Genomic DNA, 23,336 nt, shown 5'->3' with positions numbered 1-23,336 from the left:
ATGATATCGTTTTCAATATTATTTTATCAAACTTATTTCAGCAATTCAAGGAAACTTCTGGTCTTTTCTACAAACTCCTTTGGTTTTGCTCTATTCAGAACATGAGAACCGTCAGGGATAATCTGGAACTGGGAATTTGACATCAGTTCTTGAATAGCTTTCATTGAACTAAGATTTGGCTTATCCTGACTACCACAAATTAACAAAGTTGGATAGGGACAATTCTTTGCAATCTCCCTTAAATCAAGTGTTTTTAATTCCTCAGAAACTCCAACCAGAAGCGATTTATCTGCTCCCTGTTTCTCAAATATCCTCTTAGGCAGCAATTTAAATATCAGCAACTGAATGTAAAAAGGGATATTGCCCGCTAGTTTCAATGGACAACCTGATAAAACCAAGGCCTGAAGATTTGGCAAATCGTAACTTGACAGCTCTAATGCAAGTGCAGCACCTAAGGACAATCCAATCAAAACAAAAGGTTCTGTCTCTTGAGCTAGGCGCTGATAAACTCGCTCCTTGACTTTTTGATAGCTGTTAACTTCAGAAGAAAATAACTCGATAGCCTCAGAAGGATAATCTGTCAGTAGATTCCGAACCTCTTTCCAAGACTCTGCTGACTGCCCTAAGCCATGTAAAAATATCAGTTTCGTCTACTTCTCCTGTAAGATTAACTCATATAAGCCTCTCACGGCATTACAGCCGTAAATAGCTTCCGCTTGGGCTAAATCTGCCAAGGTCAAGACTTTCTCTTCTACCTGTCCTCTTTCCAGCAAATGCTGACGGTAAATCCCTGGCAAGATTCCAAGTCGGACAGGCGGTGTATAGAGTTTTCCAGCGATTTTCAGAACCAAATTTCCGATTGAGGTTTCCAATAACTCTCCAGCTGCATTATGGTAAATAATTTCCTGCTTCCCCAGGCTCAAATGCGGTCGGTGGCTTGTTTTAAAATAGGTAAAGGCTTGTTGCAAATTGACTTCCTGAAGGCAAAGTTTGGACTGACAAAAACTTGGACTAAGGGGTATTAATGCTTGACGACTGAGTTTTATCTCTCCAGATTTGCTAAGGCTAATTCGCAAGCGGTAATCTTGATTAGCATCACAATCCTGACACTCTTCCTCTATCTTTGGTTTCAAGTCTTCTGCATCAAAAAGAAAGGCAAAATAACGACTAGCTTTTCTCAGCCTTTCCAGATGTTGTTCTTCAAACAACAAGTTCTTCTGGCTGATCTTCCCAGTAGTAAACAGCTGAAAACGAGCTTGTTTCCGATAGAGAACAGCCGCCTTTTGATGAACTTCTCGGTATTCAGATTCCCAAGTGCTATCCCATGTAATGCCGCCACCAACTCCATAGATAGCTTTCCCTTTATGCAGTTGAATGGTCCGAATGGCCACATTAAAAATCCGTCGTCCATGTGGAAGCAAGAGACCAATCGTTCCACAGTAGACTCCGCGCGGTTGAGGCTCCAAATTTTTGATAATCTCCATAGTCGCAATTTTCGGAGCACCCGTTATGGAACCACAAGGAAAGAGAGAGCGGAAGATTTCAACAAGGTCTACATCCTCTCGCAACCGACTCTTGATGGTCGAAGTCATTTGCCAAACGGTTGAGTACTGCTCTACCTGACACAGACGCTCCACATGCTCACTGCCCACTTCAGAAATACGATTCATATCATTGCGCAAGAGGTCCACAATCATCATATTTTCAGAGCGATTTTTAGGATCCTGCTCCAACCAACTAGCCTGCTCTAAGTCTTCTTGGTCAGTTATGCCACGCTGAGTCGTTCCCTTCATTGGTCGCGTTATCAATTCGCGGCCATTTTGCTCAAAAAAGAGCTCTGGACTCATGGATATCACTGCCATCTCGTCATGTTCAACATAAGCATTGTAGCCCGCCTCCTGCTCTACCACCATACGATTGTAGATGGCAAAAGGATTGGCACTTAAGTCTTGCTTGAGTTGGACAGTGTAGTTGACCTGATAGGTATCTCCCTGCCGCAAATGATGATGTATCTGGGCAATAGCCTTTTCATAGTCCTCTGCAGACGTTACTTCCTGCCAATTTGAAGGCAAATCAAATTCATCATAAGTCAGAGGAATAGGGGATGTTTCTACGCTATCATGAACAGTAAAGTAAAGCAGGTACTCGCCAAGTAGAGGGGTCTTGTGAACTGCTAACTTCTCCTCAAAAGCAGGTGCAGCCTCATAGCTGACATAACCCACCACATAATAGCCTTGCTCTTGGTAACTTTCCACTTGTGCCAGCAAATCTGCCACTTCTGCTAAATCTCTGGTTTTTAACTCTTTGATAGGCTGGGTAAAGATATATCTCTCCCCCAAAGCCTTAAAATCAATCACTGTTTTTCTATGCATATCTTAAGTATAGCATAAAATAAGAAAACCCTCATCCGCAAAGCAGATGAGAGAGTTCGATTATTTAAAGATTGAAGTTTTAAAGCTATTTGTTTGTTGAAGAAGTTTCTTGAAGAGTTTCTCTTTAAGTGATACAGTATTATCAAATTTAACTGAACCATTATTTAGAGTTGCTTTATCTTTATCGACAGCTGTAGCAAATGCATTCTTCAAGTCGTCGTAGCTACTGTATGTAGTACCGTCAATTGTAACAGGGTTAAATCCTGCTTTCGCTTGATCAACAACTTCTTTGAAGTATGCTTTCTTCCAATCTTCTAGAGTACTAAATTTACCATCAGAAACTTTCTTAATGATGAAGTCATCTCCTAGAGTAGCATGACCTGCTTGTTTAGACTCATTTTTCAGCATGTTAGAAGCATAATTTAGGAACCCTTTTTCATATCCATAATAACCCCACATACGGAAGGTATTATGTTTGAATGACATTGCTCCAGGAGCACCTTCACTTGTGTTACCACCATAGATACCAGCGGTGATAGGCACCGTTACATAAGCAGAACCGAATCCAGTTGGGTCATACTGACCATTACCAGGACCGTGTTTAGTCATGAAGTTTTTCTCTACTAAGTCATTAACAGATGTTAAATTATATTCTTTTTCTTCTGCATTTAAATCTCTAACATTGTCGTATTGGTTCTTCGTATTAGCTCCACGAAGTTGCTTATCTACTTTCTTGAACCAAGCGTTATTTAGTTCTTTACTGTGCTTATCAATTACAGCTTCACCTTCAAGGTAATCAAGAAGCATGAGCGTATCATTGAACCCTTTCATATACTGGTCAATTTCCGCACGAGATTTAAGGTCGTTTGGATTAGTGTTATACCATTGGTTCCCATCGTTTGGACGTTCGTAAGCCATATTCAATCCCAGTGCTTTAAAGTCACCGTTTGGACTTGTTTCAGCAGGAGACTGTAACATACCTTGAGCAAATGCTTCCAAGTCAGTACCTTCACGGTGTCTTGAACCACCTAAGTAAACCATACGGTCATTTACGTGAGTCGTTTCGTGAGTGAAGGCTGAGATACCAAAGTCACTAATCATGTCAGTAACCATGAAGAAGACTGAATCATCCTTATAAGGGTTACCGTAAATACGAGCTACAGCTCCCATACGCCAGTCAGTTGCATGATAACGACCTGTTGGTCCGTATAATTCACGGATAGGTGCTACGTCTTTACCACTATTCGTATGTCCGTATTTATCTGTGCTGATTCCTTTATAGTTTTGGTTATCTAACACAGGAGTTGGAACCATGTTATTGCTCTTAAGCAGTTGATTACGAACTTTATCTAATGATAAGCGAGACCAGAAGTCTAGGTAATTTTGTTGACCTTTAGCGACTTTATTGATTTCAGCTTTGAATGCTTCGCGTTCTTCTGCAGTATTCTTACCGTATTTTTCAAATGAACTGTAAGCCATAGTGTTATATGTTGAGATTAAGAACATATGAGCATCTTTCAAATTCAGAAGTGGTAGAATCATTTTACCATGCATGTCGTTGTTTAATCCCTCGTAGGCTCTGTGTTTCTTATCAGCAAATTCAGGAGTTGTTGTTTTAGGTTCAACGATATATACATTATCTTTAGTAGCTTTTATGAACCAATCGTTTAAGTCTGTATCACTTGTGAATAGACGCATATTATAGTCTAAGAAACTGTTTAACTCGCCTATACCGATAACTCCACCGATCGTTTCGCGATAAGCTTCTAAAGTTCTATCACCTTTAATGTTACTTTCTTTAGAACCAACTTTAATCAAGAAGTCTAACACATTAACATTCTTACCATAGAAGTCAGGTTTGAATAACATTAATTCTTTAATGTTAAAGTCATCGAATTTAACGCCGTAGTAACGATTTAGGTAAGATAATCCAAGAAGAACTGCGGCCTTATTGTCATCGATTTTCTTAATCAAGGCACGTTTTGCAGCTTCATCTGTGTTCAGTTGATGATCTTCATTTTCCACTAACTTCGTAACGAATTGAGTAAGATTATCTTTAACGTACTTGAAGCTTTCTTCTAGGTACAAGTCCTTAATTGCATTGACTTTGTTGCCACCAGTTCTACCCAAGTGTTGGTAAATCGGGTCAGATTGCAATTCAACAGGGCTTAATTTGCTTTCAATAGCACTGATTAAGTCAGCACGATCTTTTACAACAATGTTTGGTGTGTAAACAACTTCACCAAGCTCAGCAACACTATACTCTTTTACTTGCTTAACTTGAGAGTCCTTAGGAGAAATCGTAAAGATATCTTTTGTCTTATCTGCGTAGTGAACCATAATATGGTCGGCATCTGTAAGGTCTGTGACAAAGTCATTGCCTTTCATTGCAGTTACAGACAATACTTCTTTAGTCATTAATGGACTATCGGCAGCTAATTTATTTCCTTGATTTACAATCCATTCTTTGTTGTAGAATGGTTGAAGTTTTTCAATGTTACGGTATGCAAGCTCACGAGAAGCATCGTAATCTTGAGTATCTTTGTAAGTGTCAGATTTTGGTTTAACATTATTTAATGTATCTGAAACAAGAGGATTGATAACATAATCATTAGCCGTAATTCCTAATGTTGCAATTTTCTGGTCAGCTTCATCTTGAGACACTTCTTTAATTCGGTTAGAAACAGAGAATCTAAATGAACGCTTACCTGTACTTACATCTTTTACAATGAAGTTACGTTCTAATGCGTTATTTGAGAAGTATCCACCATCTTCGTCAATATCTTTAGATCCATAGAACACTTCACCATTTTCAACTTTCATCATAGACACAGAGTCTGCAACTTTACCCCATGCCCAGTTCTTACTAAGGAAACCACCTACTTCAACAGGTGTATTTACCTTAATAGTTCCTTTCGTAACAGCATTACGAACAGAACCATATTTACCAATTCCGTTAGGATCAGAACCGTTATCTGATCTAGCGACAAATCCACCGATACGAGCTTTATTAGCAACTATATCAGCTTCTACATATCCTTTATCAACATTACCTTTCCAGATTTCACCAACCATACCAGCGAAATCCCATCCTCTATCACCTACACCAGTAAGTTTACCGATATAAGCAACATTAGTAAGCTGTCCGCCGTTATCTAATTTGTTAACAAGTCCGGCAATTCCATCTCTACCAGTTATGCTACCAGTTACTTTAATATTCTCAACAGTAGCATTCTTAACAGTTCTAGCAAGAGCAGAAATGTTATCAATCCAAGGCATATTAATATCGACATTAGCTAAATTAACATCTTTAACCGAACCACCTTCAATACCACCAAATAATTGACGTGTCATATTGTGGATTGAATAACGTTGTCCCTCAACACTTGATAACTTACCTTTAAATGTACCAGGAACATACTCTTTATTTGGAGTTGGTACATTAGCTGCATTTAGATCTGCACCAAGTTTAAACTCACCGCTAGGGTTAGCTTTCATATCTTTTACAAGCTCATTGAAGTTGTAGTAAACATTACCTTCTTTTGCTTTTTGTTTTTCAAAGTAATGAACATACTCTTCGCTAAGTGTGTTATCTGCATTACGTTGAACTAAGTCCGGTGCTTTGGCAGTGACTTTGTATAAAGTTTTTCCATCTTTTTCTACTTCTTCAATCTTGTCAACAGCAAGTCTTGTAACTTTGTTGTCGTGAGTTGTAACTCGTAAATAAAGCGGAGCAACATCAGCTGGTTTTTCTGTAAGCAAACTAGTATCTGTTTCAGTACCGTCAGCGTCCACACTCATCAAGCTTGTTTCTTTGATATTTTTGATTTCAACTTTTTTGAGGTCAATTCTTAGAGGTTCTTCATTCAGAACTACTTCCTCATCGCCTTCACCACGGTCATAAACCATCTTAGTTTCAATCTTATAATCTTTGTAGTATTGCAAATCTGTCAGGCTAGCTGTTAAGTTGTCAGGTGAAACATTCAATGTTTTCACAATCTCATCACCTTTTTTCAGAGTTAAGGTGATAGATTTAATGGCCGCCTTGCTTGGATTTTCTAGACTGTATTTAACATCTGAAGTCCGTTTCAAATCCTTAGGTTCAACTGCAGTGATGGTCAATACTGGTTTTTCAAAGCTCTTGGTACCACGTTTCAAAATTCGGTCTTGAGGGGCCTCAATAACTTCTTCTGTTACTTTTGGTGCATCCTCAGTCTTAACTCCTTTGATAGTATTAAAGGTCTTAGTGATTTTTTTCTGACCTTCTTTCCCTTCTTGAGCTACGACTTCTAAACCTTTTTTCAGTTGATTATCTTCTTCAATCTTTTCTTTGAATGGAATCTTTTCAAGGCTTTCCTCTACAAGAGTTCCTTCAATTGGTTTTGTACCACGGCTTACCTGTTGATTTACAGGCTCCTTAGTCACTTCCGTACTGGTTGAAAGAACTTGATCAGTTTTGACACCTTCTACCGTTTTATAGGTTGTTTTTGTAACTTGACTTCCTTTTTCACCATTTCGTAGGACAGTTTCTTCGTCTGTATACTTAGTTGGATCCTCAGTCGTTTCAGTTTTGTAGTCAATTTCTGTAGTTGATTCTTCAACAAGGGTTCCCTCAGTCACCTTATACTCAGGTAACTGATCTTGAACAAGTGCTTGACCTTCCTTGTCTTCCTCTTGAGTTCCTTTTACTTCTACTTGAGCTTCTGGTAGTTCAGGTTGCGTTAAAGATTGGCCTTCCTTACCTACCTCTTGAGTTCCTTTAGACTCTACTGTAGCCTCTGGTAGTTCTGGCTGTACTAAAGCTTGACCTTCCTTACCTACCTCTTGAGTTCCTTTAGACTCTACTGTAGCCTCTGGCAATTCCGGTTGCGTTAAAGATTGGCCTTCCTTACCTACCTCTTGAGTTCCTTTAGACTCTACTGTAGCCTCTGGCAATTCGGGTTGTGTTAAGGATTGACCTTCCTTACCTGCCTCTTGAGTTCCTTTAGACTCTACCACAGCTTCTGGCAATTCGGGTTGCGTTAAGGATTGACCTTCCTTACCTGCCTCTTGAGTGCCTTTAGACTCTACCTTAGCTTCTGGTAATTCGGGTTGTGTTAAGGATTGACCTTCTTTGCCTGTCTCTTGAGTTCCTTTGGCCTCTACCGTAGCTTCTGGCAATTCTGGTTGCGTTAAGGACTGACCTTCCTTGCCTGCCTCTTGAGTGCCTTTGGCCTCTACCCTAGCTTCTGGCAATTCTGGTTGCGTTAAGGACTGACCTTCCTTGCCTGACTCTTGAGTGCCTTTGGCCTCTACCCTAGCTTCTGGTAAGTCCGGTTGGATTAAAGAGTGACCTGCTTTGCCTTCTTCTTGGGTTCCTTTGGCTTCTACTGGAGCTTCTGGCAAGGCAGGTTGCGTTAAGGCTTGGCCTGCTTTGCCTTCCTCTTGGGTTCCTTTTGCTTCGATTGGAGCCTCTGGTAAGCTTGGTTGCGTTAGAGCCTGACCTTCTTTGCCTTCTTCTTGCGTACCCTTAGCTACCTGATGCGTTGGTTCAGCTTGTGGTGCTGGAGTTGGGGCAGGTTGCACCTCTTTCTTCGTTCCGACTGCGATGACTTGTGACACAGGATTTTGAACCACTTGGTCTTCAATGACTTCTCTAACTTCTTGACCATTAACCATCGATACTTTGGTTACAAGACGACGCTTACCATTTACTCCAGCTGTGACGATACGAGTCTGTCCTTCTGCTAGATTCGCATCTAGGCTTGTGATCATTTCAAACGGAATCTCCACCAAGCTCTCTTCCTGTCTAGTCTGAGGCTTCTCAGATGAAGCTGGTTTTGATGGATGGAGTTCTGCTTCCTTAAAGTAGCCAATGTATTCATATCCATCAATATGGATAATCCCTTCAGCCAAACCTTCATGTGTAGAGGCTGAAATAGTTTGGTTATAAGAAAGTAATTCTTTATTTTCAAATGCAAATGTCCCGTAAGGTACAAAGGTGCTAGCTCCTAAAGAACCAATCAAAAGAACACCTAGAACCTCTTTGCGACCTTTTTTGGACACCAAAAAGACTGCTAGCGAGGCTGTTGCCAAACCAAGACCTGCCAAAGCTAGTTCCTTACTTCCTGTATAGGGAAGTTGTTGACTGGTAGTCGCCTTCTTACGATAAACTACATAAAGAATATCATCATCTTGAAATTCTGTAGGAACTTCATGGTGAATCAGGGCTTTTTCAGACTCGGTCAATTCCTGCTCCGCCAAATAACGGTAATGAACACTATGAGCACCGCCAACTTCATTGGCTTGAACCTTATCTACTGAAAGGGTACTAGCACCAAAAAGAAAGGCCCCGATTGCTACAGGACCTACCCCAACAGTTAGCTTACGAATTGAATATTTGGTGATTTTTTCTAGTTGTTGTTTTGTTTTTCTCATTTTCACGACTTTCTGATAGAATCTTGCGGATAGTGCGCACGCGCACCTCCAATTAATTTTGGACGACTAGCCAACGCCGTTACGTGAGCATGACCAATCTCTCTCAAAAGAGGGCGAATCGGAACCTGAACATGCTTGACATGCATACCAATTGCAGTGTCGCCGATATCCAATCCAGCATGAGCCTTGATAAATTCAACCTCAACTGGATCCTTCATAAACTTGAAGGCTGCCAACTGACCCGAACCTCCTGCATGAAGGGTAGGAAGGACACTAACGATTTCCAGACCAAACTGCTCTGCCAACTGACGTTCAACAACGAGAGCCCGATTGACATGTTCACAGCCTTGAACAGCTAGATGAATTCCTTTTTCCTCTAGGATATCTAGGATAGTCTTCACAATGATTTCCCCAATTTCTTGGCTGGATTCCTTGCCAATCTGACCACCTATCACCTCACTAGAAGAAAGGCCCAAAACAAAGATGGATCCTTGCTTCAAATTGGCCTTTTCCAATACATCTTTTACAATCTGGCTTGTTTCTCTTTGAATGTCTTTTTCCTTCATACTTGATACCTCTTTTGTCACTATCTATCATATCGTTTTTTCTACGTTTTAGCAAGATAGACAACCTAGAAAGCTTTCTCAATTACGCATAAAACTCCCAGAATTGACTGGGAGTTAGCTAGTTTCTATTCCATTTATGTATATTTCAACCGTCGTTCCTTTTTCGGGTGCAGAATCAATCTTCATCTGGTAATCTTCTCCAAAATGAAGTTTGAGCCGTTGGTCAACATTTTGAAGACCGACTCCCCCACGTTTGAGTTGACTTTGACTACTATCGCCAGCATCTTGGAAGCCAACTCCATCATCCTCAATACAGATGACCAAGCCTGAATCCTGTTTCTGGACAGAAAGTTTAATATGGCCCTGACCTTCCTTTTCCTTAATGCCATGGTAAAGAGCATTTTCTACAAGGGGTTGTAGGACCAGCTTGGGCAAGACTAAATTATCAAAGGCAGGATTCTCCTCAATCTCATATTCCAGCTTATCTCCATAGCGTTGTTTCTGGATAAAGAGATACTGGCGGACATGATTGATTTCGTCGGACAAGGAAATCAAGTCCTTGCCTTGATTGAGCGCCAAGCGGAAATAGGTTGCCAAGGACTTGGTCACCTGCACCACTCGCTGACTGTCCTGAAATTCAGCCATCCAGATGATGGTATCCAAGGTGTTATAGAGGAAATGCGGATTAATCTGGCTTGATAGGGCTTGAAGTTGGTACTGACGGGTCGTTTCTTCCTGCCTGCGAATATCTGCCATGAGGTGATCAACCTGATCCAACATGGCATTGAACTGGCGAGTTACCTCTCTCAGTTCATAGGCACCAGTTTCCTTGGCACGAAGATTCTGATTACCAGAAGTAATCTCCAGCATGGTTTCTCTCAAGTCATTCAAAGGAGCAATCCAGCGTTTAAGACTAAGCCACACCAAGCAGAGACAGGCAAGAAGAGATGTGACACTGGCTCCAAGCAAGGTCCACATGAGTTGACTCCGAACCTGGTCTAACTTTTCCAATGATGACACGCCAAGCACCGTCCAATCAGTTCCTGCAATCTTTTCCTGACTGACGTAGGATTGGTGGTCTAGCGTATAGCCCTGCCCCGTTTCAATATAGAGTTTCATGGCCTCCATTTCGCTAGCTGAGCTATAGACTGTATGTTTAGGATGGTAGACAAATTCATGGTTTTCATTGATGATAAAGGCAAAACCCTGCTGACCTAACTGGAGTTGATTGAGATAGGCTTCCAAAGTTTCATAAGAAATATCCAAACGAAGCACGCCCAGATTAGCCCCCTTTGCATCAACAAGTTCCTGAGTGACAGAAATGACCCACTGGCTATCTGATTTACGAGCGGGTGTCAAAACAGGCATAGCCCCCTGATGAATGGCCTTTTGGTACCAATCCTCAGCCATCATATCAGAGGAAGTTTTCATTTGCACACTATCATCTGTAGAAATGACCTGACCGGATTTAGTCACCAGCACAACAGTTTTCAAGTCCTGGTCTGCCTTCAAGATAGTCAAAAACAGATTTTGGATTCCCTCAACCTTGTCTTGACTGGGATTCTCAGCATAGGCTAGAATATCTGCCTGCTGGGTCAAACTAGTCGAGGTGGTTTCTAATTTTTTGATATAAGACTGGATAAAGTGGCTAGTTTGACTGATAGTCGTTTGGCTATTACCCTCAATAGTAGCCTCAATGACTGAAGAACTAGATTGATAGTAGAAAGTCCCAACCACAGCTAGGAGAATGAGAAAGACCAGAAAGATGGAAATAACCATTCTAACTAGAAGAGACGAACGTTTCATCTACCTTCCCCCTTCTTAAACTGACGAGGCGTCACACCCGCAATCTGTTTAAAGCGTTGAGTAAAGTAATTCATATCTTCAAAGCCAACCTTTTCTGCAATCTCGTAAATCTTCAGATCTGTAGTCAAAAGCAAGAGCTTGGCTTGTTTGACACGTTCTCTCACCAAATAATCCTGAAAAGGCAGGCCCAACTCTTTCTTAATCAAAGAACTCAGATAAGTCGGGCTAAATCCCAAGTCACTGGCTAAAGACTTTAAGCTAAATTGGCTATCAGCTAGATGAGACTGGATTTTCTGGGCCAAGTTTCCTTCAAACTTATCGGTCAGTAAATCTTGTAACTGCTCTTCTTTCTCTTCCTTGTCTAGTTTTTGCTTTATTTTCCCCAACATTTCCTCAATATCCTGACGAGAAAAGGGTTTAAGCAGATAGTCATCCACACCGAGTTTGACAGCAGAAAGGGCATAATCAAAATCATCGTAACCTGTCAAAAAAACTAGATGAACCTGAGGATAGGTTTCTCGGACCAGACTGGCCAACTGGATGCCATTTAGCTGGGGCATGTTGATATCGGTTAAAACAATGTCTGGCACCTGCTTTTGAATCAGCTCCCAAGCCTGCCTTCCATTTTCAGCCTGACCGATGATTTCCATATCGTAGGCTGCTACATTGACCAGCTTGGTCAAGCCTTGTCTTACCAGATATTCATCTTCTACGATTAAGATTGTGTAGGTCATGCTTCTCTCCTTTGTCACTTACTAGTATCAGTATAGCAAAATTCTCCTCTAACTGCTTAGGAAAGCCCTCTTAATCGACATAATCTAGTAAATAAGCATAACCTTTTTCTTCCATTTGATCTTTAGGAATAAAGCGGATAGAGAGACTATTAATACAGTAGCGCAAGCCACCCTTGTCCTGTGGGCCGTCCGTAAAGACATGGCCAAGGTGAGAATCTCCAACTCGGCTCCGCACTTCCATGCGTGTCATATTGTAAGACTTATCTTCCTTGTAGGTGGCGACATCTGGACTGATGGGTTGGGTGAAACTAGGCCAGCCACAACCAGACTCAAACTTATCCTTTGATGAAAAGAGGGGTTCGCCAGTTGCCACATCCACATAGATACCAGATTCAAATTTATCCCAGTAGCGGTTTGAGAAAGCCCGTTCTGTTTGATTTTTCTGGGTAACTGCATACTCCTCAGGTGACAAGGTCTTTTTCAATTCCTCATCACTTGGTTTGGGATATTTGCTGGCATCAATGACGGGATAGGCTGCCTGATTGACATTGATATGGCAGTAGCCATTTGGATTTTTCTTGAGATAGTCTTGGTGGTAATCCTCAGCCACTACAAAATTCTTCAAGGTCTCCTTTTCAACTGCTAGAGGTTGGTCGTATTTCTTAGCCACCTCATCAAAGACCTGGTTAATCACCTCTAAATCCTTGTCATCTGTGTAATAAACGCCGGTACGATACTGGGTCCCCACATCATTTCCTTGTTTATTTTTGCTGGTTGGATTGATAATGCGGAAATAATGAAGCAGGATTTCCTTGAGAGAAATTTGCTTGGCATCATAAGTGACATGGACAGTTTCCGCATGCCCTGTTTGGTTAATCAATTCGTACTTAGTTGTTTCCCCTCTACCATTTGCATAGCCTGAAACGGCATCTGTCACTCCAGGCACGCGTGAGAAGTATTCCTCAACTCCCCAGAAACATCCCCCAGCTAGATAAATTTCGTGCAAGTCTGCATCTTTACTAATTTCTGTTTTTTTCACTGTTTTTCCTCCTTGGCTAACTGCAGCCTTCTCAATTTGCGAGCTATCTGTCTGCCCTGCATTTCGCATCAATAGAAAATAGAAACCGGTTATGGCTAGGAAAAAAATCCCTGCCAAGACAAAAAGTTTTACTTTATCATTCATGACCTTTCTCTACCCCATTTCTTTCAATTCTTTTAAAATCATATCCTTATCCATAAAACCTGGTTGTGTTTTGACCAGCTTGCCTTCCTTGTCTATAAAGGCTTGAGTTGGGTAAGAACGGACACCATAACTTTCCAAGAGTTTGCCTGATGGATCAATTAAAACTGGGAAATTTTTATAATCCAAGCCCTTGTACCAGTTCTTAAAGTCAGCTTCAGATTGTTCTCCCTTGTGGCCAGGAGATACCACTGTCAAGACAACATAGTCATCACCAGCATCCTTAGCGATTTCATCCGTATCTGGAAGACTGGCTAGACAGATGGAACACCAAGAAGCCCAGAATTTGAGATAGACTTTCTTGCCCTTGTAATCAGATAAACGGTAAGTCTTGCCATCTACTCCCGTCAGTTCAAAATCAGCAACCGCCTGACCTTTAGTCGCAGTTTGCGAACTGACTTGTTCTGTTTTTGTTTGCTCCTTCATAGTAGACTCGTCTGACATGTTTTTAGCTGAACAAGCTGCCAAGCAACAGATTGAGCCTACTCCAAGGAGACATGTTTGCCATTTTTTCATTTCTTTTTCCTCTCTATTCAAATAATGTAGTCAAAATGGAAGCATTTCCCAAAAGCACCAAGATTCCCACCACGATAATGAGGAAACCACCCACTTTTTTGAGGGTTCCTAGATAAGGATGGAGTTTTCGAAAATGTTTCAAAACATAGCTGGAGGCTAGAGCTAGAACCAAAAATGGTAGCGCCAAACCCAGCGTGTAAATCAACATGAGACCAGCTCCCTGCCAAGCACCTGAACCACCTGAAGCCGCCAAGGCCAAAACAGAGCCAAGAACTGGCCCCACACAAGGCGTCCAAGCAAAACTAAAGGTCAACCCCAGTAAAAATGCCTGACTATAGCCCTTACCCTTTTGCCCCTGTCTCTGTAATTGTAACCTTCTTTCCTTGTATAGTCCCTGAAAATGTAAGACTTCCATCTGGTGCAAGCCCAAGAGAATGATAACCGCACCCGTCACATACTGAAACCAAGAGGCATACAAAAGGTCTCCTAAAAAACCAGCACCATATCCCAGTAAGATAAAAATAAAAGAAATACCCGCTATAAAGGCCTGAGTTCGCAATAAACTGACAACCGAAATTGAAAATTTGCCACTAGAAGCCTGAGCACCATCTTTGTCATCCAACAAGACCCCTGCATAGACCGGTAACAAGGGTAAAATACAAGGAGAAAAGAAGGAGAGAATTCCAGCAAGAAAAACACTGATAAAAAAGATTATATTATCCATCGCCTTCCTCCATTCTTTGATTTGATAGGACTATTATAACCCCAGAACTCCAGAAAAAACAGGTACAATGATAGGGAAAAATAGGAATTTAATCAGGTAATACTTCAAAGAAATCAAAAAAACATGAGTAAAAGGGTAAGCTATCTTACGTTTTCGAGCCAACATCTAGTAAACTAAAAAACAGATTCTTCCATCTACCGCGGAAAAATCTGTCATTGATTTATTGATTTACAAAAACTCCAACCACGCTTTGCGAACCTCGTCTTTGCTGGTTTCTCTGTATTTTTTAGTTCCAAGAATGCCATTATTGTGAAGTTCTTACAATAGTGCCTCAAACTCAGCGACGGTCATGCCTAATTGCGCACTCGCAACCTCTGCTGTTAAAAGATGCTGGCGAACAAGATTTACTAACCCTTTTTTTAGTCCCTGTTCAATACCTTCTGCCCTAGCTGTTTCCAAGGCATAGTCCTGCGCTAACAAGGCTTGTTCTTCGCGTCTGCGTTGTTCACTAAACATTTTCCTGTCCTCCTCGGACCAGCTCTTATAGTCCAGCAGTTGGTCTGCCTGGCTGATGGCTCGCTCGGGTTCTTGGGTAAAGGGCTTGTTACCGAAAAACTCCAACCACGGCTTGCGAACCTCGTCTTTGCTGGTTTCTCTGTATTTTTTTAATTCCAAGAATGCCATCTTGACTAGATGGTTTTCCTGACCATTGTTGGTAATGGTTAAAACTTCACCTGTCGTGTCCTCTCGCATACTGAAGCTATGAAAAGCCAAATCATCTGAAAAATAATTACTATCTACAATAGCTATTGCGTAAACAGGTGCAATATGCTTGTAACTCTGGTGTGTATCACCTTCACATTGGCGAATTTTTTCAAGATTTTGATTAACCTGACTGCACAGATAAGCCCACAAACGATTAATGAAAAAATTCTGATGATGAACTTGGATTTCGATAATAACCTGCGTGCCATTATCCAACTCCGCTAAGACGTCTATACTGGTATAGAAATCCTGCGCCGAGTACGGCAGGGAAGGTAAGACATGAATGTTACTTCCCTCCAAAATAGTCACATTTTTTGCTGGTAAGTCCAGCATATCGCGAATAAATTGACAAGTGATTTCTGGATTGCTAAAGATTTTTTTAGCTACCAAATCATTAGTTGGGCTGATGCCCGGATGTCTGAGAATCATCCTTTTCCTCCTTTTATTATACCACAGTTTTATACTCAATGAAAATCAAAGAGCAAACTAGGAAACTAGCCGCAGGCTGTACTTGAGTACGGCAAGGCGACGTTGACGTTGTTTGAATTTGATTTTCGAAGAGTATTAAATCTAGTTTTACTAGATTCACTGACTCTATCTATTTATTCGGAAAAGAAAGGATAAATGAAAAAAATAAGAACAGCGGATAAGCAATAAATTTTAAGCTTAACAGTCTTCCCTACTTACCTGGTAATAAATAAGATCAGCAAGATAGACTTTTCTCTCTACACCATTGGTAATAGTCTTGAGATAGGACATTCCAGCCTTCTCCATAACACGACCTGAAGCTGGATTGAGACTAGCATATCGTGCTCTAACATTTTGAAAACCTGCTTGAGTAAAACAAAAGTCCAATACAGCTTTCAAGGCCTCTGTCATCATACCATGACCCCAGTATTTCTTGCCTAGCACATAGCCAATTTCACAACTTGAATCATCCTCATCTATCTTAACGATACTGATATCTCCTATCACTTGCTCTGGGTTTTCTTTGAGACAAATAGCCCATTTGTAATAGTTGGGATTTGTATAGGAGGCAACCCAGTTACGAATCGAGTTTCGAGTCACCTCGACATCAGGATGAGGTTCCCAGGTGACATAGGTCAGATTATCAGCGGATGAAGCCCAATTCTGAAACATGGCTTCTGCATCACTTTCCAAAAATCTTCGCAAGATTAAACGATCTGTCTGTAATATTTGCGTACCGATTGCTTTCATGACGCTACCTCGCTTTCTGATAGATGATTCTCTGCCCAATCTCCATTGAAACTTGTTTTGCCTTTGAATCTCAAGGTAATACGCTAAAAAGGTCCCCCGGACCTTCCTCGCTTACCTGTTTCCATGCTCGGGGTAAAAGGACTAAACTCAGCAACAGCTAGAAAACGAGTTTTTTGTTTAATCCCTTGACGCAGTCGCTGTCTGGTTTGAAATGCGCTCTAGCAAGCTTTTTCAAACCTAGTCATCGTTGCGGGGGTGAGACGACGAAATCGAACTCTGTGAGTTACCGTACCTTCTCTCACTTTCTTATTTCAAGGTGAGAGGCTGAAAACCTCCACTGAAGGTTATTCCTGCTCTCGAGTTTCAGGGCAAGAAGCTAAAAAGGTCCCCCGGACCTTTTTACTCCCAAAAGTCATCAAATACGGTGATGGGTAGGTGGCGTTTGTGTTGGCCTTTGTGCCACCAGTTTTCGATAGTCGCTTGAGCTTCTGGGCTGATTGTTTTGCCTTCTAGGTAGTCGTCAATCTCTTCATAAGTGACTCCGAGGGCTACTTCATCAGCTAGACCTGGTTTGTCTTCTTCTAGGTCCGCTGTTGGGATTTTTTCATAAAGGGCTGGGTCTGCACCAAGTTCCTGCAAGAGTTGTTTTCCTTGGCGCTTATTGAGGCGGTAAAGAGGGAGAATATCCGCACCACCATCACCAAACTTGGTAAAGAAACCTGTGATATTTTCCGCGGCGTGGTCTGTTCCAATGACCGCTCCGCTATGGGAACCAGCAAGGGCATACTGAGCAATCATACGGCAACGAGCCTTGATATTGCCCTTGTTAAAATCTGAAACAGGACTACCTGTCGCATCAACTGCAGCTGTCATGGCATCTGCAGACTCCTTAATATTCACCACTAAACTGACATCTGGCTGGATAAAGGCTAGGGCTTTTTGAGCATCTGCTTCATCAGCTTGCACTCCATATGGCAGGCGAACAGCGATAAATTTGTAGCTGTCGTCTCCCGTTTCTGATCGCAGCTCTTCCATAGCTAGTTGGGCCAATCGACCTGCTAAGGTTGAATCTTGTCCTCCAGAAATCCCTAGTACAAAGGTTTTTAGGAAGGGATGTTTTTTCAGGTATCTTTTTAAGAAATCAATGGAACGGCGGATTTCTTCCTGGGCATCAATCACTGGTTTCACGCCCAGTTCTTGGATAATCGTTTCTTGCAAACTCATTCTTCTTCTCCTTCACCAAGAGCTTCCTTGCGCATCTTATCAATCAAGTCCATCTTGTCTTGCCATACATCACGCGCCAAATCCACTGGATAATGCTGCGGATTGAGCACGCGCTTGTACTCATCCCAAAGCTTGTCAAATTCCTTACGAGCATAATCCTGAATCTCAGTCAAACTAGGCAAGTTGTAAATCAGTTTCCCATCTTTAAAGATATCCACCAAGAGAGGAACGGCATCAAAATTACGAACGGTCTTCTTGATGTAGGTATAGGTCGGATGGAACATCTTGATTTCTGTCATGTCGCTCACATCCACACCGTCATAAGTGATATAATCGCCTTCTGACTTGCCTTTTTCACGACTGGTAATGCGCCACACCTGCTTCTTACCTGGCGTCGACACTTTTTCCGCATTATTAGACAGCTTGATGGTATTACGCATCTTGCCATTTTCATCTTCGATTGCAACAATCTTGTAAACTGCACCAAGAGCTGGCTGGTCATAGGCTGTAATCAGCTTGGTTCCCACGCCCCAGACATCAATCTTGGCCTTTTGCATCTTAAGGTTGAGGATGGTATTTTCATCAAGGTCATTTGATGCATAAATCTTAGCATCAGTAAATCCTGCCTCGTCCAGTTGTTGACGAACTTTTTTAGAAATATAGGCAATATCCCCAGAGTCAATCCGCACACCCATAAAGTTAATCTGGTCACCCAGTTCACGCGCCACCTGAATAGCAGCTGGCACACCGATACGAAGGGTATCATAGGTATCTACAAGAAAGACGCAATTTTTGTGGGTCGCAGCATAAGCCTTGAAAGCCTCATAGTCGTTACCATAAACCTGTACCAAGGCATGAGCATGGGTTCCCAAAACAGGAATGTCAAAGAGTTTACCAGCACGCACGTTGCTGGTTCCATTGGCACCACCAATCACCGCTGCGCGTGTTCCCCAGATAGCCGCATCCATTTCTTGCGCCCGACGTGTTCCAAACTCCATCAAGGGTTCATCTTCGATAACCGAACGAATACGAGCTGCCTTCGTCGCCACCAAGGTCTGGTAGTTGACGATGTTCAAAAGGGCCGTTTCAACCAACTGACATTGAGCTAGAGGGCCTTCCACCTGCACAATCGGTTCATTAGCAAAAACCAAGTCCCCTTCTTGGGCAGAACGAACGGTCAACTCCAACTTGAAATTGCGAAGGTAATCCAAGAATTCCCCATGATAGCCTAGCGACTCCAAATAGGCAATATCACTATCTGAAAAACGTAAGTCTTCAAGATAGCTTACAATTCTTTCCAAACCAGCAAAAACTGCATAGCCATTCTTAAAAGGCTGTTGTCGGAAATAAACCTCAAAGACCGCCTTTTTATTGTGAATTCCTTGGTCAAAGTAAACCTGCATCATGTTAATCTGGTACAAGTCCGTGTGCAATGTCAAACTATCATCTGGATACATACTTTTCCTACTTCCTTAGCTAGAAACACATAAAAATTTTCAAGAACTTTCACATATTCCAATAAATTAGTACTATTATATCACATTTTAGCTGGATTGAGAAAAGAGTAACAAGCTATTCTCCACTCTCCAGTTCATTCATGTCTTGTTCAAACTTTTTCTGAGCCCATTCGCCATAGCTCTTCAGACCAAGATTGCCAATAAAGACCCAAGGAAGGTAAATGACATAAGTAATTGCCCAAGCAGACAAGTATTTAACGTTCAGAGGATTGTGCTGATAAATTTCGATATTGAATTGATAATTCTGCAACATCAAAAGAGCCGTAATAGCCAAGGTTAAGAAAAAACAACCCAAAATCGTAAAATGAAAACGACTATAGTAGTTCACACCCAAATCTCGAGCACGGCCGAAAAAGTAAAAAATTCCAATAATGATAATGATGAGAATCATTCTCGGATTAAAAAGACTTGGTGCTAATACTGCAATCATATAAGATAAAAGCAAGAAAGCTATAGAGATATAGAAACTTTCAGCCCCCGCTTTATTCATCAGTTATTCTTCTCTTTCGTCTAGTAATTGATAATAAAAAAATCTATTTTTCATCTTCTTCCTCCCAAACTTGCTGATTTCTGCGATTCAAGTATAGGATAACTCGGTCCATAGAATAACTCCCAACGAGATAGATGATAACTGCTAGAACCACTTTTAGGGAGTACTTCCAAGTCAATAGATTGACCAGTTCCTCGCGATTTCCTACGATATCAATCAATAAAATCACTATAGAAAATCCCAAAGCAGATAAAATTCTTTCTTTTCCAGTATTCTCAACAATATCTCGAATATCAATTCCTACATACATGCGGCGAATAATGGCATACAAACCGACTCCAATCAATAAAAGTAATTCTGGTAAATAGGATAGAAGCGTTAAATTAAAAATATAAACTTTGGCAAAAATTTCCAGTGCCAAAAATAGGTACATACCCAAGAGAATTTCTCCTGAAATATTTCCATCCAATTTTTCCGTACGTTCATCTTTGATAACAAGTTTTTTTCTATTTTTCATCTTCTTCCTCCCAAAATAGTTGGTCTAACGTTTTGCCTAAGCATCTGCATATGGACTGACAGAGCGAGAGACTAGGATTATATTTCCCTGCTTCTATCAAGCCGATAGTCTGCCTCGTAACACCCACAGCTTCTGCCAAATCACCTTGTGTCATATCAAGCTCCACACGAGCTAGTTTTAACTTTAAATTTTTAGCCACTAGCATCCTCCTTCTATTTTTTAAAAAGTTGCGCTTCTTTTCAAAAATATTATACCATATATCTAACTTAATGCAATATATAAATGTCATTTTGTAATATTTTATTAACAAAAAACTCTCTATCATCTTACATGATAAAGAGTATTCGTTCTTTTTTCTACTTAGCTTAGCTCCTCTTCAAAGTAAAGAAGTCTAGGTCACAAATCCTTTTGGTAATAATATCTTTGCCCAATGTAGGGATAATCTTGTAAGGTAAAGACTTCCTTGTAGCCATGCCTTTTATAAAAATCTGGAGCTTGAAACTGGTAGGTATTGACAAAAGCAAAACGACAGTTTCGATTCTTAGCTTCAGTTTCTGCTTGCTGCAATAGTCTTGAACCGATTCCTAGCCCTCTCAGTTCCTCTTTTACAAATAAATACTCGATTTCTAGCCAATTTCCGAAAGTCTCAGCTACCAAGCCTGCCAGAAGATTGCCTTTTTCATCTTCAACATAAAGATTCAATGGCTCACTCTCAGCCTCTTCTCTTTTGGAACGGTTATAAGCACGAATCAAATTCCCTATTTCTTGCGCCTTCTGGGATTCCTTATTTTCCAATCTAAAGTACATCCAAACCTCCTCGAAAACTGATACAGCTTGATTATAGCCTTATTTCAATAGACTGTCAAATTAGCAAAAACCCACCAATCTGAGTTGATGAGTTTCAAATTTAATACTATCACTGCTTATATTCTTTTAATTTATAATTCGATAAATAGGACTTCAACCCTTCTAAATCTGTCGTAGTATTAAACTGGGCTTTCTCTAGCTTATCCATATCTACACTGCCATCTTTTTTGACTCCTGCAGCATAACTATAATCTTTATAATTAGTATCTTTAGATCCATCAGATTTGGTCTCAGTGACCTTATAGAGAATACTTATAACAATTACATTTTCATAAGCACTGTTACTTGATGAAAATACTCCTAAGAATGTTCCTTGTGGTTCTAGGGTATAAGAAGATGAAGAATTATTCTTGTTTTCAGACTTACTGTGGTCATCAATTTTCTTAAGAATATCCTTTAATTCCTTAATTTCACTGACCTCTTTTAGGCCTGAAACTGGAACTTCAAAACTCTTTTCTGCAGGTACTTTCCCTTCTTTTTTCAATTTTGTCAAATAGTAGTCACGAACCACAAGTTTGATGTTATCTCCATTTTTCAAATCATTGGCATCAGAATTACCATCAATAGTGAAGATATCTTCCTCATCTTTTGTTTTAGGAATAGAAACTCGACCATAGCCATTGAAACCTTCAAAACTTAAAGGAGTTAGTTTTAAGAGTTCTTCTTTTGAAACTTTTTCATATTCCTTCAGTGTTTCAACCTTAAATGATTTCTTTTCAGCTTTAACAGGTGAGTTTTGCGAAGTCGTTGTGACTGTGAAAGTCACTTCATCCCCATTTTTTAACTCACTTTTCTTATCAAACTCGTAGCGGACACTACTAATCATAGCCTTAGCTAGAGAAGCCTTTGAGGCTAATTGTGGATTGGTTGCCAAGGCTGATAAGGCTACAGGATCATTCTGGGCAAGGGCTTGAGCTTGTTCCTTATTAAAGCCAGCCTTTTTGTAGGATAGTTCCTTAACCATAGCCGCAATCACTTCTTCATTATAGGTCAAGGTTCCTGACTCTGAATAACCTGAAAATTCAACCCTAACTTCTTTTGCTAAACTTTTAGGTTGCCCTTGATAAAAGTTATAACCTACAAAAGCAATAATAGTAAGTCCAAGAGCAATCAGTACACCAAGAGTTTCCTTACGTCGTGTCTCAATGATGTGTTTTACCTTATCCACAAATCCTAACTGACTTGGGACAGGAGCTACAGGATTGGCATGTTCACTTTCCTGCTTAACGCTTGTCTCTTGCTCCGAAACTTCTGTGTTATTTGAAGTCTCTTCGTTTACCTTATTTTCCAACTCTTCCACTTAAAATCTCCTTTGTATAACCAAAATGGAATTATTTGATCCATTTACCAGATCCATCTACACGGTAACCATCTGGTGTACGTTCGCTAACAGCCATTTTACCATCTGATTTAAGGTAATAATCTCCTACCCATTTGTTACGAGCGTAGCTTCCTTCTGATGTCAAATAGTAATATGATTTGTAGTTATTGTCATAAATCCACTCTCTCTTAGCCATCTTACCATTTGACTTGAGGTAGTAACTTCCTGACCAAGCATTACGCGCATAGCTTCCTTCTGATGTCAAGTAATAGTAAGAACCGTAGTTGCCATCATAAATCCATTCACTCTTAGCCATGTAGCCACCTGATTTGAGATAGTAGTTCCCTACCCAAGCATTTTCAACATAGTCACCAGCAGCATTCAAATAGAAATAAGACTTATATTGTGAATCATAGATCCATTTGCTGATAACCTTTTGGCCATTTTGGTAGTAAGAACGACCTACCCAACCATTCTTTCCACTTGGTTGTTCTGGAATTTTTGGATCAGATGTTGGTGTTGATGTTGGCTTTAAGTTAACTTTTTCGTATTTAACAAATTCTCCATCTTTAATGGTCAATTTAATTGCTCCAACTAAAGTAAAGTAACCTGACTCATGAGAAAGTGTCAAATCCTTAAATGAAACTAGATAGGTTCCATCTGGGTAAGGGTTCCCATTTAGAAAAGATAAATTCAACTTTGCTCTACCAACATTTTTCTTAGCTTCCCCATTTGTAACTGGATTAATAACAATGAAAGTATTTGGATTTACCACCCGTCCTGTGTTTGCTTCTAAAATTTCAACAGCCTTATACTGGCCAGTTGCAACAGTTACATCAGGACGATCTCCAACAATTTCCAAGTACAAATTTCCATCTAGTCCCATCTGTGCAGTTACATCTGCATAAATCTTACGGTATTCTGCAGCTTCTACACTGCTTGTAGGGAGTACACTTGTTGTGATAACTCCTGCTGTTACGAGGCTCAACCCCATCACTGATCCTGTCAATACATGTTTTAGTTTCATCTTCTATTTCTCCTT

The 23,336-nt window shown here is 40.7% G+C and carries 19 protein-coding genes; all 19 read right to left on the bottom strand.

Going from position 1 to position 23,336, the window contains the following annotated elements; translation table 11 throughout:
* Positions 1-32: 32 nt before the first annotated feature.
* Entirely contained in the window at positions 33-644 is a 612-nt protein-coding gene (locus tag HT731_RS06290) for an alpha/beta hydrolase (RefSeq protein WP_173278267.1), read from the bottom strand.
* A gap of 6 nt (positions 645-650) precedes the next feature.
* The gene (pabB, locus tag HT731_RS06285) at positions 651-2,372 is read right to left on the bottom strand and encodes an aminodeoxychorismate synthase component I (RefSeq protein ID WP_173278152.1); all 1,722 of its coding nucleotides are present in this window, start codon (positions 2,370-2,372) and stop codon (positions 651-653) included.
* 60 nt (positions 2,373-2,432) lie between these two features.
* Entirely contained in the window at positions 2,433-8,789 is a 6,357-nt protein-coding gene (locus HT731_RS06280) for a ZmpA/ZmpB/ZmpC family metallo-endopeptidase (protein WP_173278150.1), read from the bottom strand.
* A gap of 2 nt (positions 8,790-8,791) precedes the next feature.
* Positions 8,792-9,355 carry a TIGR01440 family protein gene (locus HT731_RS06275; protein ID WP_033680002.1) on the bottom strand — a complete coding sequence of 188 codons (564 nt, stop codon included), beginning with the start codon at positions 9,353-9,355 and terminating at the stop codon, positions 8,792-8,794.
* Positions 9,356-9,469: 114 nt separating this feature from the next.
* Positions 9,470-11,161, bottom strand: coding sequence for a sensor histidine kinase (locus HT731_RS06270; protein WP_033680003.1), 1,692 nt, complete (start codon positions 11,159-11,161; stop codon positions 9,470-9,472).
* A complete protein-coding gene (locus tag HT731_RS06265; protein WP_033680004.1) occupies positions 11,158-11,895 on the bottom strand; it encodes a response regulator transcription factor in 738 nt (245 codons plus the stop codon). The genes HT731_RS06270 and HT731_RS06265 overlap by 4 nt, the downstream gene beginning before the upstream one ends.
* A 70-nt stretch (positions 11,896-11,965) precedes the next feature.
* Positions 11,966-13,078, bottom strand: a complete 1,113-nt coding sequence (gene msrB, locus HT731_RS06260; protein WP_173278148.1) for a peptide-methionine (R)-S-oxide reductase MsrB — start codon at positions 13,076-13,078, stop codon at positions 11,966-11,968.
* Between the two features lie 9 nt (positions 13,079-13,087).
* Positions 13,088-13,651: a redoxin family protein gene (locus tag HT731_RS06255; protein ID WP_173278147.1), complete on the bottom strand. Its 564-nt coding sequence runs from the start codon at positions 13,649-13,651 to the stop codon at positions 13,088-13,090.
* Positions 13,652-13,664: 13 nt separating this feature from the next.
* Positions 13,665-14,375 carry a thiol-disulfide oxidoreductase-associated membrane protein CcdA2 gene (gene ccdA2, locus HT731_RS06250; RefSeq protein ID WP_173278145.1) on the bottom strand — a complete coding sequence of 237 codons (711 nt, stop codon included), beginning with the start codon at positions 14,373-14,375 and terminating at the stop codon, positions 13,665-13,667.
* A gap of 318 nt (positions 14,376-14,693) precedes the next feature.
* Entirely contained in the window at positions 14,694-15,569 is an 876-nt protein-coding gene (locus HT731_RS06245) for an Rpn family recombination-promoting nuclease/putative transposase (RefSeq protein ID WP_173278143.1), read from the bottom strand.
* A gap of 237 nt (positions 15,570-15,806) precedes the next feature.
* Positions 15,807-16,358 (bottom strand): GNAT family N-acetyltransferase, encoded by a 552-nt coding sequence (locus HT731_RS06240; RefSeq protein WP_173278141.1) that lies wholly within the window; start codon positions 16,356-16,358, stop codon positions 15,807-15,809.
* Between the two features lie 399 nt (positions 16,359-16,757).
* Entirely contained in the window at positions 16,758-17,582 is an 825-nt protein-coding gene (nadE, locus tag HT731_RS06235; protein WP_173278139.1) for an ammonia-dependent NAD(+) synthetase, read from the bottom strand.
* A complete protein-coding gene (locus tag HT731_RS06230) occupies positions 17,579-19,039 on the bottom strand; it encodes a nicotinate phosphoribosyltransferase (protein ID WP_173278135.1) in 1,461 nt (486 codons plus the stop codon). The genes nadE and HT731_RS06230 overlap by 4 nt, the downstream gene beginning before the upstream one ends.
* A 115-nt stretch (positions 19,040-19,154) precedes the next feature.
* Positions 19,155-19,589 carry a DUF6773 family protein gene (locus HT731_RS06225; RefSeq protein ID WP_173278134.1) on the bottom strand — a complete coding sequence of 145 codons (435 nt, stop codon included), beginning with the start codon at positions 19,587-19,589 and terminating at the stop codon, positions 19,155-19,157.
* A 43-nt stretch (positions 19,590-19,632) separates the two neighbouring features.
* Positions 19,633-20,106 carry a DUF6773 family protein gene (locus HT731_RS06220; protein WP_000797309.1) on the bottom strand — a complete coding sequence of 158 codons (474 nt, stop codon included), beginning with the start codon at positions 20,104-20,106 and terminating at the stop codon, positions 19,633-19,635.
* Positions 20,096-20,305 carry a helix-turn-helix transcriptional regulator gene (locus HT731_RS06215; RefSeq protein WP_001107501.1) on the bottom strand — a complete coding sequence of 70 codons (210 nt, stop codon included), beginning with the start codon at positions 20,303-20,305 and terminating at the stop codon, positions 20,096-20,098. The genes HT731_RS06220 and HT731_RS06215 overlap by 11 nt, the downstream gene beginning before the upstream one ends.
* A gap of 197 nt (positions 20,306-20,502) precedes the next feature.
* A complete protein-coding gene (locus HT731_RS06210) occupies positions 20,503-20,913 on the bottom strand; it encodes a GNAT family N-acetyltransferase (RefSeq protein ID WP_000273900.1) in 411 nt (136 codons plus the stop codon).
* A gap of 109 nt (positions 20,914-21,022) precedes the next feature.
* A complete protein-coding gene (locus HT731_RS06205) occupies positions 21,023-22,273 on the bottom strand; it encodes a hypothetical protein (RefSeq protein ID WP_173268070.1) in 1,251 nt (416 codons plus the stop codon).
* Positions 22,274-22,304: 31 nt separating this feature from the next.
* Positions 22,305-23,321 carry a cell wall-binding protein gene (locus HT731_RS06200; protein ID WP_173278133.1) on the bottom strand — a complete coding sequence of 339 codons (1,017 nt, stop codon included), beginning with the start codon at positions 23,319-23,321 and terminating at the stop codon, positions 22,305-22,307.
* Between the last annotated feature and the right edge of the window lie 15 nt (positions 23,322-23,336).

Source organism: Streptococcus sp. k-163, from assembly GCF_013277555.1.
GTDB lineage: Bacteria > Bacillota > Bacilli > Lactobacillales > Streptococcaceae > Streptococcus.
The sequence above is the reverse complement of the archived record's forward strand: the minus strand, read 5'-3'. Positions and strand labels throughout refer to the sequence as shown.